Annotated in this window: 16 protein-coding genes; 9 read left to right on the top strand and 7 right to left on the bottom strand. The window is 46.0% G+C overall.

Features of this window, described 5'->3' with window-relative positions:
* Positions 1-78 precede the first annotated feature (78 nt).
* Together NSQ38_RS09390 and NSQ38_RS09385 are read right to left on the bottom strand one after the other, a co-directional pair.
* The gene (locus NSQ38_RS09390; protein WP_339788749.1) at positions 79-267 is read right to left on the bottom strand and encodes a hypothetical protein; all 189 of its coding nucleotides are present in this window, start codon (positions 265-267) and stop codon (positions 79-81) included.
* 249 nt (positions 268-516) lie between these two features.
* Positions 517-840 carry a helix-turn-helix transcriptional regulator gene (locus NSQ38_RS09385; protein ID WP_338588604.1) on the bottom strand — a complete coding sequence of 108 codons (324 nt, stop codon included), beginning with the start codon at positions 838-840 and terminating at the stop codon, positions 517-519.
* Positions 841-1,045: 205 nt separating this feature from the next.
* Here NSQ38_RS09385 and NSQ38_RS09380 point away from each other — a divergent pair, with 205 nt between their 5' ends.
* Positions 1,046-2,425: an MFS transporter gene (locus NSQ38_RS09380; protein WP_339788747.1), complete on the top strand. Its 1,380-nt coding sequence runs from the start codon at positions 1,046-1,048 to the stop codon at positions 2,423-2,425.
* Between the two features lie 197 nt (positions 2,426-2,622).
* On the opposite strand, the gene NSQ38_RS09375 is transcribed toward NSQ38_RS09380, so the two are convergent.
* The 3 genes from NSQ38_RS09375 to NSQ38_RS09365 all read right to left on the bottom strand — a co-directional run bounded on the left by NSQ38_RS09375 (position 2,623) and on the right by NSQ38_RS09365 (position 4,639).
* Entirely contained in the window at positions 2,623-3,072 is a 450-nt protein-coding gene (locus NSQ38_RS09375; protein ID WP_074096526.1) for a nuclear transport factor 2 family protein, read from the bottom strand.
* Between the two features lie 213 nt (positions 3,073-3,285).
* Positions 3,286-3,693, bottom strand: a complete 408-nt coding sequence (locus tag NSQ38_RS09370; RefSeq protein ID WP_339788744.1) for an Rrf2 family transcriptional regulator — start codon at positions 3,691-3,693, stop codon at positions 3,286-3,288.
* A 106-nt stretch (positions 3,694-3,799) separates the two neighbouring features.
* Entirely contained in the window at positions 3,800-4,639 is an 840-nt protein-coding gene (locus NSQ38_RS09365) for a helix-turn-helix transcriptional regulator (protein ID WP_338588608.1), read from the bottom strand.
* A 118-nt stretch (positions 4,640-4,757) separates the two neighbouring features.
* Here NSQ38_RS09365 and NSQ38_RS09360 point away from each other — a divergent pair, with 118 nt between their 5' ends.
* Together NSQ38_RS09360 and NSQ38_RS09355 are read left to right on the top strand one after the other, a co-directional pair.
* Entirely contained in the window at positions 4,758-5,762 is a 1,005-nt protein-coding gene (locus tag NSQ38_RS09360) for a Gfo/Idh/MocA family oxidoreductase (protein WP_339788742.1), read from the top strand.
* Between the two features lie 20 nt (positions 5,763-5,782).
* Positions 5,783-6,730 (top strand): aldo/keto reductase, encoded by a 948-nt coding sequence (locus tag NSQ38_RS09355; protein WP_339788740.1) that lies wholly within the window; start codon positions 5,783-5,785, stop codon positions 6,728-6,730.
* A gap of 269 nt (positions 6,731-6,999) precedes the next feature.
* Here the strand turns inward: NSQ38_RS09355 and NSQ38_RS09350 are convergent, their stop codons facing one another.
* Together NSQ38_RS09350 and NSQ38_RS09345 are read right to left on the bottom strand one after the other, a co-directional pair.
* Positions 7,000-8,019, bottom strand: coding sequence for a Gfo/Idh/MocA family oxidoreductase (locus NSQ38_RS09350; RefSeq protein ID WP_339788737.1), 1,020 nt, complete (start codon positions 8,017-8,019; stop codon positions 7,000-7,002).
* Positions 8,020-8,074: 55 nt separating this feature from the next.
* On the bottom strand, positions 8,075-8,851 hold the full coding sequence (locus tag NSQ38_RS09345) for a sugar phosphate isomerase/epimerase (RefSeq protein WP_339788735.1): 777 nt from the start codon (positions 8,849-8,851) through the stop codon (positions 8,075-8,077).
* A gap of 198 nt (positions 8,852-9,049) precedes the next feature.
* Here NSQ38_RS09345 and NSQ38_RS09340 point away from each other — a divergent pair, with 198 nt between their 5' ends.
* The 6 genes from NSQ38_RS09340 to NSQ38_RS09315 all read left to right on the top strand — a co-directional run bounded on the left by NSQ38_RS09340 (position 9,050) and on the right by NSQ38_RS09315 (position 15,929).
* Positions 9,050-9,880 (top strand): AraC family transcriptional regulator, encoded by an 831-nt coding sequence (locus NSQ38_RS09340; RefSeq protein WP_315939870.1) that lies wholly within the window; start codon positions 9,050-9,052, stop codon positions 9,878-9,880.
* Between the two features lie 241 nt (positions 9,881-10,121).
* Complete coding sequence (locus NSQ38_RS09335) at positions 10,122-10,823, top strand: response regulator transcription factor (RefSeq protein WP_339788734.1); 702 nt, start codon at positions 10,122-10,124, stop codon at positions 10,821-10,823.
* Between the two features lie 20 nt (positions 10,824-10,843).
* Positions 10,844-12,286 carry an ATP-binding protein gene (locus NSQ38_RS09330; RefSeq protein WP_339788733.1) on the top strand — a complete coding sequence of 481 codons (1,443 nt, stop codon included), beginning with the start codon at positions 10,844-10,846 and terminating at the stop codon, positions 12,284-12,286.
* Between the two features lie 103 nt (positions 12,287-12,389).
* Positions 12,390-13,148, top strand: a complete 759-nt coding sequence (locus NSQ38_RS09325; RefSeq protein ID WP_339788731.1) for an ABC transporter ATP-binding protein — start codon at positions 12,390-12,392, stop codon at positions 13,146-13,148.
* A 2-nt stretch (positions 13,149-13,150) separates the two neighbouring features.
* A complete protein-coding gene (locus tag NSQ38_RS09320) occupies positions 13,151-15,553 on the top strand; it encodes an FtsX-like permease family protein (protein ID WP_339788729.1) in 2,403 nt (800 codons plus the stop codon).
* Positions 15,554-15,695: 142 nt separating this feature from the next.
* Positions 15,696-15,929, top strand: coding sequence for a hypothetical protein (locus NSQ38_RS09315; protein WP_339788727.1), 234 nt, complete (start codon positions 15,696-15,698; stop codon positions 15,927-15,929).
* The last annotated feature ends 103 nt before the right edge of the window (positions 15,930-16,032 follow it).

Genomic DNA, 16,032 nt, shown 5'->3' with positions numbered 1-16,032 from the left:
GCCCCCATCTCATTCCATTCCTAATATATTCGATTATATCAAAAGACATGGCCCGTTCCGAAGAACAGGCCAGTTATGTTATACATGTGCCTTATCCACTCTGGATTGCACGGCTTTGAAGCATTTCTTGCATACTTTCAGACTTGTACCGTCTGTTTTTGTTTGCGTATACAACAATTTAATTCGGGTACTGCTGCACACCGGGCATGTTCCCCGGCCCCTGGAAGGAAGACTCCACAAGATGCGTCCTCTTTTAGTTTTTGCCAATGGTTGTGAACCTCTTTTCGATATGGTTTGTGTGTTCACCGTTATTATATATGGCATCGTACGACACAGAATGTCGCATCAGTTTTAAAGGTTGTTCAAAAAGTCCCCAATTGATCACGAAGTAGCCCACGAAGCGAACTCGACATCGAATCTTGCGTTCACCTTCTCGGTGCTGAATCGTTAACTTTTTGAACATGCAGTATCAGAAAATAAAAATGTCCCCTCTTCGACCTGAAGAAAGGACAAAATTTAGGAAGGATCTGTGCTTGACTGAGCTGCGGCCTGCAATAACGGTTGTAAGAGACCTGGAAAGCGCGTTTCCAAATCTTCGGATCGCAGGGTGAGAAAATGCTGTGTGCCCTGCACTCTGACCCGAATAACTCCGGCTTCCCGCAGAGTGCGAATGTGGTGCGACATCGTTGACTTCACAACAGGTGCATGAAAATGACTGCACGGTTGCTCCCCGCTTCTGGCTGCTTCCGCAACAATCCCAAGACGGGTTGGGTCGCTTAACGCATACAAGACGGAGGAAAGTTCAATATCTGACACCTGTGGATGATGTAAAATTTTCATACTGTAGTCCCCTTTTCTCAGACTATCCATTGTATTTTAACACAGATCCATGATATATTTCTAATGTTCGACACCAATCGAACTTTAATGATTTCGTTATGTAACCCCTGCTGATAGGCACGGGATTGACATCATACTACATTTTGCAAATGTTACACACCGTTTCTGAAATGTTGCGAAATACATATCACTTTAGGAGGTTTTTATGAACAACACTGCAACCGCATCATCAGGGGAACGGACCGGAATACAGGAAGGTTTAATTGTAAGCTTGCTTGGTTTCACCGTTGTACTCGTTGTTATGAATACAATGATGTTTAATCTGGCTCTTCCCAAAATTGCAGCCGAATTTATGCTTACATCCGTCGCTTCCTCATGGATTGTTACAGGGTATTCCATTGTATTTGCCATTTCCTCGATTACGTTCTCACGTCTATCGGATTTCATACCTATTCGTACATTATTCACGACCGGGCTTACGTTACTTGGTGCGGCATCCGTTCTCGGGTTCTTCAGTAATCATTTCATCATTTTGCTCATTGCACGTCTGATCCAGGCTGCGGGTGCTGCATCAGTTCCGGGGCTCGCCATTGTGCTGATTACCCGGTACATTCCACATGATCGCCGGGGTAAATCGATGGCTGTCATCATGTCCGCCAGTTCACTGGGTCTTGGACTTGGTCCCGTCATCGGCGGAAGTATTACCCAGTTCCTGGGATGGCATGATCTGTTTATCGTTACGGGGTTAACGTTATTCTTGATTCCTGTATTCTTCAAACTGCTTCCGCGGGAAACACCGCAAAAAGGTTCATTTGACCTGCTGGGTGCCGTGCTTCTTGCCATCGGTACTACGGGTGTACTGTTATTCCTGACTTCCCGTCAGTGGTACACACTTGTTATCGGTGCTGCAGCACTGCTTCTGTTCTGGCTCCGAATTCGGCGCGCGGCAGATCCATTTGTTCAACCTGCTTTGTTCAAAGACAAAAAATATATGATGCTCAGCTCGCTGGGGATTGTATCGTACATCAATAACTTCTCAACGTTGTTCCTGCTGCCGCAAATTTTGGCACATCTATATGGACTGACCCCTGCTCAATCCGGGCTAGTCATCTTCCCGGGTGCAGTCGTGTCCATGCTGCTGTCCAACCGGATCGGCCGTATGATTGACCGACACGGCAATACGTTGCTACTGAAGTTTGCACCATGGTTGCTACTGGCTGCTGCCGGGTTGTTTGCCTTATTTGCAGGCAATAACATCTACGCCATTATGGCGGTCTATGTGCTGCTCAGCGTTGGCTTCTCATCCCTGACCACTAGCGTGTCCAATGAATTGTCTGGTAATCTGACCATGGATCAGGTGGGCGCAGGTATGGGACTGTTCCAACTCAGTCAGTTCTTCAGCGGTGCTTTCAGCGTTGCTGTTACTGGCGTAGCATTAACGGCGATGCAGAACTTGCCACTCTCCTCGGCGTACACCAATATTTTCTGGGGTATGACCGTGGTCGCACTGGCATCCGTTATTTTCTCTCAGGTGTATCTAAGAATGCAGTCTCGGAAAGTCACGGAAACAAGTAGCCGGATCTAACATCATATTTAAACAAAAGAAGTCAGGAAGGGACCCTCGGGTTCTGAACCTGGCTTTTTTGTTATCCCATTTTTCTGTGTAGGTGTCAGCTGTTCTGCTCCACTAACACCAAATAGCCCCAAGGACGCATTCATTGCGCTACTCGGGGCTATTATTTTCATGGTTGATCAAATTCTCTATTCTGTACACGGATTATACTATTCAAACAGGTCCAGACGAAGACGTTTCAGACTTGTATGTTTGATGTACCACTGGCCGTCGATTTTGACAAACGTTTCGTGGTAGTGCCCAAATCCGTGGAAGGATTTGTTTTCATTGCCCTCCGGGAACGTGACCCAATCTTCCATTGGGGAGATGACCTTTGCTTCGTTCTCAGATACAAATTCAACTTCGGCGCTATGAACATGATGTACGGTTACGGCAACATCCACCAGATCACGGAATACTTGTACGATCGTATCACGGCCTGTTAATACCGGAATCGGATTGCCTTCTGTGCTGAAATCGGCCACTGCATCCGGAGCAAACACATCACCCAAGGTATCCCATTGTTTCGTATCAATATAGCGGCAATAACGCGCCTTGGTGTTCCGAATGTTTTCCAGCGCGAGCAATTGTTCCAGTCCTGTGATCGTTGATTGGCTCATGTGTTGTCCCTCCAGAGATGTAAAATGTGATGTAAGATTTGGATCATGTATGTATGCATACTATACCTTCCTTATTGTACCATTCGGCTTCTATTAGGTACAACGATACAAAAAAATCTTTCCTTACCTCTCGCGAGGTTGGGGAAAGATCTGGATATACCTATGTGCCATACGAGTTAACCGCGTCCGTCGAAGCTTCACTTGTAGTGCAAGTTACAGGGAGTGTGCACCCTTCATCTTTGAAGCCAGTTCTGACATTTTTTTATTGTTCAAGAAACTTTCCATCTCTTCTTCCGCCTGCACCATCACCTGCTGGATCAAACAACCTGCGTTATGATTCTGGGAACATTCGAACAGAGAGGCCTGACCTTCGATCGCATGAATGATCTCCAGGAAGGAAGGATCGGGATTTTTACGACTAAGCCGGTAGCCACCATTGGCACCAGAAGTTGATTCGATCATGCCCGCCTTAACCAATTTGGTCAATATCTTGGACAGATAGGTTGGTGATACCTTCTGCAATTCTGCAAATTGGTGTACACTAACCAGCTGTTCGGGGGCAGTGCTTACAAGATGAAGCATCGTATGCAAAGCATAATTTGTCGCTTTTGAATATTTCATGAGGGCACCTCATTATACACGGATTTAATTTATCCATAATAGACTTGATTAAGCTCTCTGTCAAACTATTACTCTTTATGCGCTGGCAACTTCGAAAAGATACGGGTTAATTGTGATACAATCCGCGGTAATCCGTAGGTGTCATCCCCTCGTGGGCCATGAACTGGCGGTTAAAATAACTGGCATTGGGATACCCCGCTTCCTCCGCGATTTGTCCAATGTTGGCCGTAGGCCGTTCGAGTAACCACTGCTTCGCCATCTGTAGCCGTGAACGAGTGATAAACTCCATAGGCGTCATCTCCACAGCACTCTTGAACATTTTGCAAAAGTAATACGAACTTACACCTGCGAGATCCGCCCAGTCCTGTAACAGGAAAGGTTGACAGGCCTCTTGCTGCATCTGTGGAAGAAGTGCAAGTACCCGACTCTCCGCCTTGCTTGTGGTACGAGTGCTCTTTAAAGGTACTGCATGCTGCACGAACTCGGCGAGTACGGCATAGGTCAGTGTGGATAGCTGAGCAGGACGCAGCATCGTGTTCTGTTCCGCTTCAGTCAGCAAAGCCAGATGAGCCTCTTCCCATGAGCTACGCTGCCGTAGCGTCCACAGCAGATTGCGATGCAACCCCCGCTCGATCATATAATCATGCAGACGTTCACCGTAAAAATGAACCCATCTCACATCCCACGGGTCATCTTCACTACTATAATAATGCTGCCGCTGCTGCGGGAAATAGAGAACCGCCTGACCTGCGCGAAGCTCATGCATCACCCCGTCCACTTCCACGTACCCTTTGCCCGCAGCGACATAGTGAATATTAAAGTTGTTCAGTGCTCCTGCCTCCCGCAACACGGAATGCTGGACGTGGTCCATATAATGTCCAACGGACTCGGGATAACAAAAATATGGAATATCCTGCAGGGTAAGCAATACGGTTTGTCTCATCATAGCCGGTTCTCCTTGATCAACAATATTGTGTTAACTAACTTCAATATATTATCATTTTAATTCATTGGTCTATTCTTTATAATCACAATATACATTTATACACAGGAGGATACAACACATGAATTCAGTTCAAAAATTGCGTTGGGGCATTCTTGGTAGCGCTAGCATTGCTGTGGAATCCGTCATTCCAGGCCTGCAGCAATCCGAGTTGAATGAAGTAACCGCGATTGCCAGTCGAGACGAAGATAAAGCCAAACAGACGGCCGAACAACTTGGGGTCAACAAGGCTTATGGCAGTTATGAAGCTTTGCTCGCTGATGATTCCATTGATGCCGTATATATCCCACTGCCGAATCATCTGCATCGGGAATGGACGATCCGTGCTGCTGAAGCAGGCAAACATATTTTGTGTGAAAAACCACTGGCTCTGACAGAACAGGAAGCTCAGGAGATGGTTCAAGCTTGTGCAGATGCAGGTGTACATCTGGCTGAAGCATTCATGTACCGCCATCATCCACGATATGAGCAGATCCGAGATATCATTGCCAGCGGTGAGATTGGTGAGATTCGTGGTATGCACAGCACATTTTCATTTAATAACTCCAATGCATCCGGCAATGTCCGCTTTCGGCGGGATTGGGGCGGAGGTGCACTGTATGACATCGGGTGTTATTCCATCAGCGTAGCACGTCTGCTGCTTGGTCAAGAACCAAGTGCAGTTACCGTTATTGGCATGTTCTCCCCACAGCATGATCAGGTCGATATGATGGCTTCCGGACTGCTGGAATTCGATAATCACGTTGGCGTGACGTTTGACAGCAGCATGTGGGCAGCCTTCCGCAACACGCTGGAGGTATTGGGATCCGACGGGATTATCGAAGTCCCTTCGGCATTTGTCAGCGGACAGGACCGCAGTTCCAACTTCTATGTAACGGCTGGTGGTGAACGCAGAGAGATTGAAGTCCCACAAGTGAACCACTACTCTCTACAGGGAGATGATATGGCACGTGCTGTACTTCAAGGTAAGGATCTGCGCTTCTCCCCTTCCGATGCGGTAGCTAATATGAAAGTGCTGGAAGCTTGTCTTCGTTCAGCGGAAGAACGTACACGAATTACACTATAATTGAGAGGATGAACTGACTTATGGAATATATCGAAATTGCTGGTGCAGGTAAACGTGTCTCCAGATTGATTAAAGGAACCGATTATTTCGTGCATGATGCCTACGATAAAGCAGCTACGAACATGGATGCTTTTCTGTCGATTGGCGGTAACACTGTAGATACAGCACATATCTATTGTGGTGGACAGAGTGAAGAAGTCCTTGGTCGTTACATGAAAGAACGTGGTAACCGCGACCAGATCGTCATTCTCACCAAAGGCGCGCATCATGACCAGAATGGACCACGTGTGAACGCTGATGCCATCCGCAGTGACTTGATGGAAAGTCTGGAGCGTCTTCAGACAGATCACGTAGAGATGTATGCCTTGCACCGGGATGATCCAAATACTCCTGTGAGTGTTATTCTTGAAGCATTAAACGAACATATTGAATCCGGCAAAATCGGCGCAATTGGCGCCTCCAACTGGACCTGGCAGCGGCTCGAGGAAGCTAATGCATATGCTGCGGCAAATGGCCTGAAGGGCTTCACATTCAGCAGTCCAAATCTCAGTCTCGCCAAAGCAAACGAACCTTTCTGGGAAGGTTGTGTGTCAGCAGATGCAGAGACGCTGGCATGGCATGACCAAACCAAGCTGCCATTGCTATCCTGGTCCTCTCAAGCGCGTGGTTTCTTCACTGGAAGATTCACACCTGAAGTTCGGGATAACGAAGATCTGGTGCGTGTATTCTACAGTGATGGCAACTGGGAACGGTTGCGCCGGGCTGAACAATTGGCTAATTCAAAGAAAACATCACCCATTCAAATTGCACTCGCCTATGTATTGAATCAGACTTTCCCAACCTGTGCCCTGATCGGTGCCCAGAATCAGGCGGAGCTACTGTCCTGTGACGAAGGTTCCCGCATCACGCTTACTCCTGCTGAAATCGCATGGTTGGATCTGGGAAGTAATGTGCCGGCTGGCATCTAAAGAAAGTTAATCATTCGATCATTAATTTTAATGACTCTAAGGGGCTGATATTACGCGCTATCGCAGAATATCAGCCTTTTCTGTTGTGTAAAAACGATCCACTATTGTAAACCCTATTGCACAATTACCATATCGCTGTTTACTTTTACCCACTTGCCTGGGAACAAATAAAGAAGGACTTACCCCAGAACACTTCTCTGAAGATAAGTCCCTTATATCATAGATTAAGCCATATAGAATGTTAGAAATTGCACTGTCATTCGTATGGATTACAGTTTAACGATCTGACCTGTTTTCTCGGATTCGAATGCTGCCAAGATCACTTGCAGGGAACGCAAGCCCTCTTCCCCGGAAATCGCTGGAGGGGTTTGAGTTACAATTGACTCTACAAATGCGTCAATGACACCACTCGGCACTTGTTTCTCGTTGGTAGCCATGGCACCAACTTTGTACGTCTCAACTGTGCCATTGGTCAGCTCAACGATAACTTCATCGCCTTCCACTGTTCCGATCTTCATAACACCATTTTCGCACCACAGCACTGTACTGTTGTCTCCAGCTCTGTATTGTGTCCAGCTTGCTACGAGCGTTCCGATCGCTCCGCTCTTCATACGCAGTAAACAAGTTGCGTTATCGTCAACTTTAGTGCCTTCCTTGTGCAGTGTGCTGATGAAACCAGCCACTTCAGATACTTCATCATTCAGCAAATAACGGATGAAGTCTGATTTGTGTACGCCTAGGTCGCCCATCGCGCCCATGATCGCTTCTTCTTTACGGAAGAACCAGCTTTCAGCTCCGTCCACACTCCATCCTTCCGGACCCGGGTGACCGAAGGAAGTACGGAAATTCAGGACTTTTCCGAGTCTGCCGGAGTCGAGAATTTCTTTTGCTTTTACGTGAGGAGGCATCAAGCGCTGGTTGTGTCCAACCATCAGATACACACCATTTTTCTTGGCAGCTTCGATCATTTGCTCGCCTTCTTCAGTGGATACTGCCATTGGTTTCTCAACCAATACATGCTTGCCTGCATTTGCAGCTGCAATCGCCATTGGCGCATGCAGATAGTTAGGTGTACACACACTAACGGCATCCACTGTTTCGTTTGCAAGCAATTCTTCGTAACTGGAATACGCTTTACCGCCGTAAGTCTCGGCCATCTTCTCCGCACGCTCCACAATCGGATCGGCAAAAGCGACAAGTTCTACGTTCTCATTGGCAGCGTACTCTGGAATATGTCTGCGCTCGGCAATGGCTCCACAGCCGAATACAGCAACTTTAATTTTACTCATGTACATAAGTCTCCTTTGACAAATAGATTAGCATTTTTTATGGTTCGATGGTCCGTTAGAATTGGTTCAAATAGTTCTGTTTCAGCCAGTTGTAGCTGTTGGATACGCTCTCAAGCGGAGGATTCTGACATACGTCTTGTTCCACGATCAGCCATTCCACGCCTGCATTTGTAGCGCCTTCAATAACAGCTGGCAGGTCAACCGAACCTTGTCCCAATTCCAGTGTTTTCATCTGGCCCTGTTCGTCTTTGCTGAAGTCCTTCAGATGAAGCAGCGGCAAGCGACCCGCATATTGTTTAATATACTCGATCGGATTTTGTCCCGCAAATTGTACCCAACATACGTCCATTTCCACTTTTACCGCTTCCGGTGATGTTTGAGCGAACATGGCATCAAAGGCATTAGCATCGCCAACCTGGCCATGGAATTCAAAGTCATGGTTATGGTATCCGAAGATCAAACCTTGTTTCGCTGCTTCAGCTCCATATTGTTGTAACTCAGCGAATAGCTTGGTCCATCCTTCTGCATTCTCAGGACGATCTTCTGGCATCAGGTAAGGGCAAATGATATATTGTGCACCAATTGTTTTCAGGTAATCGATTTGTTTTTGCAAGTCTTCGCGCATCGCATGTAATGAAACGTGGCTGCTGAATCCTTTCAGTCCAAGTTCATCTAGTAGCGCTTTCATTTCCTCAGCTGGAATATCGCCATATCCGGCAAACTCCACACCTTCATATCCAAGGGCCGCTACCTTACGCAACGTACCACGAAAATCTGCTGCAGTTTCATCACGGAGTGTAAACAATTGCAAACCAATATTAAGTTTTTTCATGTAGGATACACCTCTGTTCTCAAATTTGCTTTCATTGCTCTATCTGGTATCATCCTAACGCAAAACAGGCTAGAATGAACATATACAATATAGTCAGAACATGAACTATCTGATCAAATTTTATTTCCATCATTTTGCATCAATTGAATGTAGCCCATTTGAATGCATGCAGGATGTACATATTGGGGGATTTTATCTTTGGATACGTTAGAGACATCTGTACTGATCTGTGACTACTCATACCACTATAAAGCGTTCACACATAATATGAAGGGCGAGTTGCAAACCTATCTGTTCCGTCTGCAGACCGAAGGCTCGTGCAAAGTGTATGTACAGGATAAAGAATTCAGGATGACTAGCGGGGATTTGTTGCTACTCAAGCCTGGCGACGACTATCATCTCGTTGTAGATGAACCACATAAAGAAGGACGTTTGTCCAGCGGAGATTATTATCTGTTCTGCGAGGGCAGCTGGATCGAGAACTGGTGGAAACGGCAGCATCGATCTACCGTGAGCCGGATTGGACTTGATGATAAACTCATCAGCCTGTGGAGAAATATGTTACTTGAGAAACGTCGCGGGCCTCTAGAAGAAAATGCGGAGCTAAAGGATGCGTTACTGCGCGGGTTATGTCTGTATATCGACCGGGCAATTAAAGAGAATATTCAGACCGATCGGGCAGTTTCCTCTGCGCTGAAGTTAAAACGTTTTATTGAGGAGCATGCCACGGTTACGTTCAAGCTTGAGGAAGCGGCACGTTATGCAGGGCTCAGCTTGTCACGTGCAGTCCGTTTATTTAAGGAGCACTACAATCAGACCATGATTCAATATGCGATTGAGATCCGTCTGAATGCGGCGCTGGAACGAATGAAATACAGTGAAATGACACTGGAGCATATTGCGGAATCCTGCGGTTTTGCAAGTTACTCCTATTTCCACCGGGTATTCCGGGCACACTTTGGTGTGTCTCCGGCGGAGTATCTCAAATCCAGACAGCATGAGCCTATCGATGATCTGGAGCATGTGTGACGAGCAGTATCAGATCAGAAACCCATGACCTTAAAGAGGTTCATGGGTTATTTTTGATACGGTAAACTGTAATCAGCTTTTAGTGCGAATAGAAGTCAGACCATTTTTATAAGAATGAAGTTCAATTCAATATTTTTTTATGTGACTCCCACAGAACAAGACTGTACAATTATAGAGACAGTCATTTTACAAATTCATACATATATATTCGATTAACATCTATCATACTGGAGCGATACATATGCTAAACCACCAGCGCAAAGTCCTCATCATCGAGGATGAATCAGATATTTCGCGCATTCTGCGAGATTATTTAACCAAAAATCAATATGAAGCCGCCGTGGCAGCCACTGGACAAGATGGACTTCAGATTATGGAGCTTATTCAACCAGACTACATCATTCTGGATATTATGCTTCCGGACATGGACGGGATCGAGGTCTGTCGAGAGATCAGAAGGCGTAACAATATCCCCATCCTCATTCTAAGTGCCAGAGGCAGTGATACCGATAAGGTACTTGGTCTTGGTTTTGGAGCAGACGATTATATGACGAAGCCCTTTTCGCTCAGCGAATTGTTAGCACGGATTAATGCCCACTTCAGGCGTTATGACAGCATGACATCAGATCGGGACAGAACAGATCTACTGCATCTTGGAAACCTGGTGATTGATAAAAAAGCCTATAAAGTTACTTTGAACGGATCGGAAGTTTCTCTGTCTGCCAAGGAATTCGAATTACTTCATTATCTGGCAAGCCATAAGAATCAGGTATTCTCCAAAGCCCAGTTGCTCGACGCCATCTGGGGATATGCAACCTACGGCGATGAAAATACCGTAACCGTATACATTCGCAGACTGCGTGAAAAAATCGAGGCAGATGCCTCGCATCCGACCGTTCTGAAGACCGTATGGGGTGTCGGTTACAAATTCAATTACGCATAAGTGAGATTGGAGGCTCCCACATGTCATTGAACAGCTGGTCCAAACGCTGGTTGTTAACAACACTTGGGCTTCTCATTATTATCGTTTCAAGTATCCTTGCACTGTCGATGATGCTGTTACAAGATCGAAATTCAGGCGAATCCAATCTGTCCCTGAATCAGGTTCGACTCAAGGTCAATCCGATCTTACTCGCTTTGGAGCAAAATCATCAGCATCTTAATGAACAAAATATTCGTGAAGTCATACGTTCCACCGCCAGAGAGACCGGAGTTCTGCTTACCTATCTAAACTTGGATGGAAAAGTCATGCTGTCCTCCGACCCCAACTCTGAATGGACGCAAGTTAATCTGCGTTCAGCTCTCCATTATGATCTGCATCATGCCACGCAGGCCGCGGACGGTAACGATACGCTTGATATTGCGTTTCCCGTGATGGACGGACCGGTGGGAAGTCAGATCGGCAATGCCATCTTTTCCATCCCCCAAGCCATGGTTACGGTTCAGCAGTCGATGACTTTTCCGGTTATATTGATTAGCGCACTCATTCTCCTGTCACTGATTCTGAGCTTATTTCTATTCTGGATGAAACGAAAACTGGACAAACACCTGCTCTCTCCCATCCATCAATTGAAGCAACATGCGGAATCCATGCTTAAAGGCAATTATGAAGAAAAAATCCAGTACAACCGCAACGATGAATTGCTCGAAGTATATGCCATGTTTGATCTAATGCGTACGGAGATTAAACATATGAGCGAGCAGCGTATTCAGCAGGAACAAGCACAAAAGGAACTCATCACCAATATATCTCATGACATTAAAACACCAATTACCACGATAAAAGCTTACATAGAAGCTATTGAGGAAGGACTATGCAACGATCAGGAGACGCTGATGGAATATATGGGAGTCATGCGGACCCATACGGATAAAACGGCCCGCCTTGTGGAGGATCTGCTGGTTCATGCACTTCAGGAATTGGGGCAAATTTCGGTGGAAACCCGTGAGATGTACAGTGGGCCTATACTGGAGACGATGTTGAAACCTATTGAACATGTTGTCCTAACAAAGGGGCTTATCTATAAAGGACCCAACTACATCCCCAATGTGTTAATCGCTATCGATCCCACTCGAATTGAACAAGTGATTTCCAATCTTGTCGTCAACGCCCTCAAGCATACAGCTCCAGGAGACACGATACGTATAGGTATGGAACTGGAATCCGGACACTTGAAAGTGACGATTGCCGATTCGGGTCAGGGAATACGTGTACAGGACATGCCGTTTGTATTCCAACGTTACTTCAGAGGCCAAGCGAGTCAGGCAGACCAACATGTTCAGGAAGGTACAGGGCTGGGTCTTTCCATCTGCCAAAGCATTATTGAAGCACACGGAGGCCGTATTTCTTTTACTAGTAAAGAAGGAGAAGGTACGACCTTCCGATTCTATCTGCCGATCTGCTGAGCCCACACTCCACAGCTGTAATACTTTATTCATAATTTGATAAGGCTTCCTCAACATCCCTCCTCTAGAATGAATCCTATACTGCACTTGGGAGTGATTTGACTTGTCTAAAAAGGGGATTATCCGTGCACAGAATCTGTGCAAAACGTACAACAGCGGAAGTGAGCAACATCATGCCATCCGTAATGTTGATCTCGATATCTATGAAGGGGAATTCACGGTCATCATGGGTAACTCTGGCTCTGGCAAATCAACCCTCTTATATCTGCTAAGCGGACTGGATCAGATTACAGCAGGTGAGGTCTATTTTCGTGATCAGCGGATTGACGCTTATAGTGAACGGGAAATGTCCAGCTTCCGCACCCGCCGAATCGGTTATATCTATCAGAGCATCAATCTGGTCCCAGACCTTTCCATTAAAGAAAACATTGCTTTACCGGGATACATTGCAGGAAACAAAAAGAAGGACATCCAATACCGTGCTGCTGAGCTGATGAGTGCGATGGATATTGATGGACAGCGTAACCGTCTTCCCTCCCAAACTTCCGGAGGACAGCAGCAGCGAGCTGCCATTGCACGGGCTTTGATCAATTCGCCGGATATCATTTTTGCGGATGAACCGACCGGAAGCCTGAATATGGAGCACGGCACAGCTGTTCTTGATATCCTTACGGCTATCCATCGGAAAGGACAGTCTGTTGTCATGGTGACGCATGATATCAAGGCCGCCTGTCGGGCAGATCGCCTGATCTACATTTTGGACGGCAAGATTGGCGGAATCCTTGAGTTTGACACCTATGACGAACATCAAATTCAAGATCGTGAAGCGATCATCTTCGCTTTGGTTACTGGGAAGGAATAACGATGGCGGTCATGTTTAAACTTAGCTTGTCGTATCTGAGTAGGAACAAAATACAAAATGCGTTGATTGCGCTGCTTATTTTGCTGTCAACCCTACTGGTGTCCACATCTGTCATCATTCTGGCCAATACGGGTAACCAGTTCAAGGAAATGCATAGTCGGACCAACGGGTCCCATCAGATCTTGACGTTCGACAAAGGACTGAATGATCCCCAAACTGTGCATGACTGGTGGGCTGCCCAGAACGGTGTTCAAGTCTCACCTTTGCTTACTTACCGCATCTTGTCGGGCATCACTTTTGGCGGCACTGACATCCCTAACCTTTATCTGTACATGATGAGTACCCCGCCTCCTCCGTGGAGTGTAGATGAACTTGTATTTGCAAGTGGTACACAGCATTCGGCTCCTGAACAAGGAAGCGTATGGATCCCAACTTCCATGGCGAATAGCTATAACATCGCTGTCGGTGATACCATTCAATTCAAAACTGGATCTACCACACTTGACCTCGCAGTCTCAGCTATTGTTGTGGATGTTCCTTATGGAGCACCGTTCACCAATACGGCAAGAATTTGGATGAACAGTACGGATTACCAAAATGATCTTAGTACGCTTGCAGGAAAAGATATTCACATGATGGGCATCCATTTTGATGATTACAGTACGAACTCCAGCTACTGGGATCGTTATACAAGCGAGACGGGTGCCCCATTCTTGGAAACCAAAATGGAATTTGAAAGTATCTCATCCTTTTATCTGATCATCAATCAGATCGTAGGGTTCATTATGATATTCTTAGGGGCCGTCATGATGATTATTGCCCTCATTACGATTGGCTTCACCATATCCGATGCCATTCTGGCCAACTACAAAACGATAGGTATCCTTAAATCGCTGGGACTCACTTCCCGGGGCACCATTGGTACCTACGTCATTCAATATACCCTGCTGTCCATCATCGCCGTTCTTCCCGGGCTAGTACTGAGCGTATTCGTCTCCAAATTCATCATCAACATCTCCGTATCGTCCCTGCGAACTGGCCAGGGTGATCTTCCAATTGAGGGCATTGGAGCTGCTATTGTTGTGGGGCTGCTGTTACTCGTCTTGGTTATTGCATTTGTCGTGTTATACGCCAGAAAAGCTCGCACGATTGAGCCTGTTCAGGCCATTCGGTACGGTATGTCGGAGAGCGACAATGTACGCATGGCGCGACGAATGAATTCACCGCTCGCAAACCGGGCCTTGTTTGGACGATTGCCCGTCTCTTTTGTAATCGGCATACGCAATCTGATCAAAAACAGCAAAAGCTCGGTTCTGATGTTATTGCTAACAACGATGGCTGCTTCCGTACTTGTCCTCGGGTATGTTGTACTGACCAGCATTACCGGAATCTATCAGACGGCGGCCAAATGGGGGTATGACAATGCTAACATTGCCGCAGTCGTTGTAAACAAAACTACGTTTCCGAGAGCAGAGCTGCAGAACGTATTGGAAGAAGACCCTCGCATCAAAAATGTGGGCTGGCAAGGAAACATCACCGGAGTTATCCTTCCAGATGATTCAACCGACGTGGTCAGCCAGTCTACCAGTCTTTATCTAAGAGTACTGGATGGAAGCTATCAAGATCTTGGTTTTGAGACGTTGAGAGGAAACAATCCGGAACTCGAAAATGAAATTTCAATCGGGGTTAGTGTTGCCAAGATGTTAAACAAGGATATGGGAGATCTCATTGATCTCTACATTGAAGGAGAGAAGCGCACGTTCATGATTTCGGGCATCTATCAGGCCATCTCCGACTTGTCGGTATCCGGAAGAATCACAGCTCAAGCGGTTCGAAGCGTGAATCCGAATTACGGAGATGTAAATGTCGCGTTTATCAATGTCAACGATCCTTCACAGGCAGGAGCCATTGCTAACCAATTGAATGAGCGGTTCAAAGACTCTGCTTCCATCGTCACGCAAAAAACGCTGCTGGATTCTGTTTATGCAGAAGCTGCAAGCATTCTTGTGTACCCCATGGCTCTCATTGGTCTGCTGTTCATTTTGGTTACATTTATCATTATCTTCAGCACCTGCCGGATCAGTATTCGCAAAGAGAGCAAGACGTATGGCATTTATAAGTCGATTGGAATGACATCTAGCAGTATTCGGTCTTCTATTACACTGGGAGTCGTATTGTTATCCCTAATCGGTTCGATGTTTGGCGTTATTGCTGGCGTGTACCTTCTTCCGTTGTTGCTTGAAAAAGTACTCTCGGGATACGGTATTGTTCAAATCCCATTGGTTCTGAATTGGTGGGGAATTATACTTTTCTCTTCTCTGAGTATCCTTGCAGCAGCTTTTGGCTCCTGGAGATCATCCAAGGTGATTCGTCAGGCACCCCCGCGCATTCTTGTTATTGAATAACATGCAGCAGCAGACAGACATTAAAACACATGACAATATATTTCAACAAAACTCTAAATCCGACACAGAAATAGTCCTATATACCTAGCAATGATAGATATGATAGACTTAATGGCATACTATGGTAAAGGAGTTAATTTCTTTGTACAACAAAAATAAAACGAGTAAATTGTTGAAGTGGATAGCTTGGATTAGCATCATTCTATCCATTATTGCCGGCATCCTCGTTGGGCAAAATGAGTTCAGTGGCTTTCAATGGTCTTTGACTCTTCCAGTTATGATGAACGGCATTGTAGCAGGACTATTGTTACTAGGTGTTGCGGAGATCATACGGTTGGTGCAGGATATTAAAAATGAAACGGTAGGTCCAGATTAAGTTTGACCTCGATTTTTGTTAAGGAGTTGTTTATTTTGAAATGGTTATGTATTCGATTTTGTTTGTTGATCAGCATCCTGAGTCTAGGATTGTTGTCAGTAGA

The sequence above is a fragment of the Paenibacillus sp. FSL R7-0313 genome (genome assembly GCF_037969885.1).
Taxonomy (GTDB): Bacteria; Bacillota; Bacilli; order Paenibacillales; family Paenibacillaceae; genus Paenibacillus.
The sequence above is the reverse complement of the archived record's forward strand: the minus strand, read 5'-3'. Positions and strand labels throughout refer to the sequence as shown.

Bases quoted from the DNA above. Each gene is read 5' to 3' on its own strand.
- NSQ38_RS09385 (WP_338588604.1), bottom strand. From the start codon at position 840: ATGAAAATTTTACATCATCCACAGGTGTCAGATATTGAACTTTCCTCC.
- NSQ38_RS09380 (WP_339788747.1), top strand. From the start codon at position 1,046: ATGAACAACACTGCAACCGCATCATCAGGGGAACGGACCGGAATACAG.
- NSQ38_RS09375 (WP_074096526.1), bottom strand. From the start codon at position 3,072: ATGAGCCAATCAACGATCACAGGACTGGAACAATTGCTCGCGCTGGAA.
- NSQ38_RS09370 (WP_339788744.1), bottom strand. From the start codon at position 3,693: ATGAAATATTCAAAAGCGACAAATTATGCTTTGCATACGATGCTTCAT.
- NSQ38_RS09365 (WP_338588608.1), bottom strand. From the start codon at position 4,639: ATGATGAGACAAACCGTATTGCTTACCCTGCAGGATATTCCATATTTT.
- NSQ38_RS09360 (WP_339788742.1), top strand. From the start codon at position 4,758: ATGAATTCAGTTCAAAAATTGCGTTGGGGCATTCTTGGTAGCGCTAGC.
- NSQ38_RS09355 (WP_339788740.1), top strand. From the start codon at position 5,783: ATGGAATATATCGAAATTGCTGGTGCAGGTAAACGTGTCTCCAGATTG.
- NSQ38_RS09350 (WP_339788737.1), bottom strand. From the start codon at position 8,019: ATGAGTAAAATTAAAGTTGCTGTATTCGGCTGTGGAGCCATTGCCGAG.
- NSQ38_RS09345 (WP_339788735.1), bottom strand. From the start codon at position 8,851: ATGAAAAAACTTAATATTGGTTTGCAATTGTTTACACTCCGTGATGAA.
- NSQ38_RS09335 (WP_339788734.1), top strand. From the start codon at position 10,122: ATGCTAAACCACCAGCGCAAAGTCCTCATCATCGAGGATGAATCAGAT.
- NSQ38_RS09330 (WP_339788733.1), top strand. From the start codon at position 10,844: ATGTCATTGAACAGCTGGTCCAAACGCTGGTTGTTAACAACACTTGGG.
- NSQ38_RS09320 (WP_339788729.1), top strand. From the start codon at position 13,151: ATGGCGGTCATGTTTAAACTTAGCTTGTCGTATCTGAGTAGGAACAAA.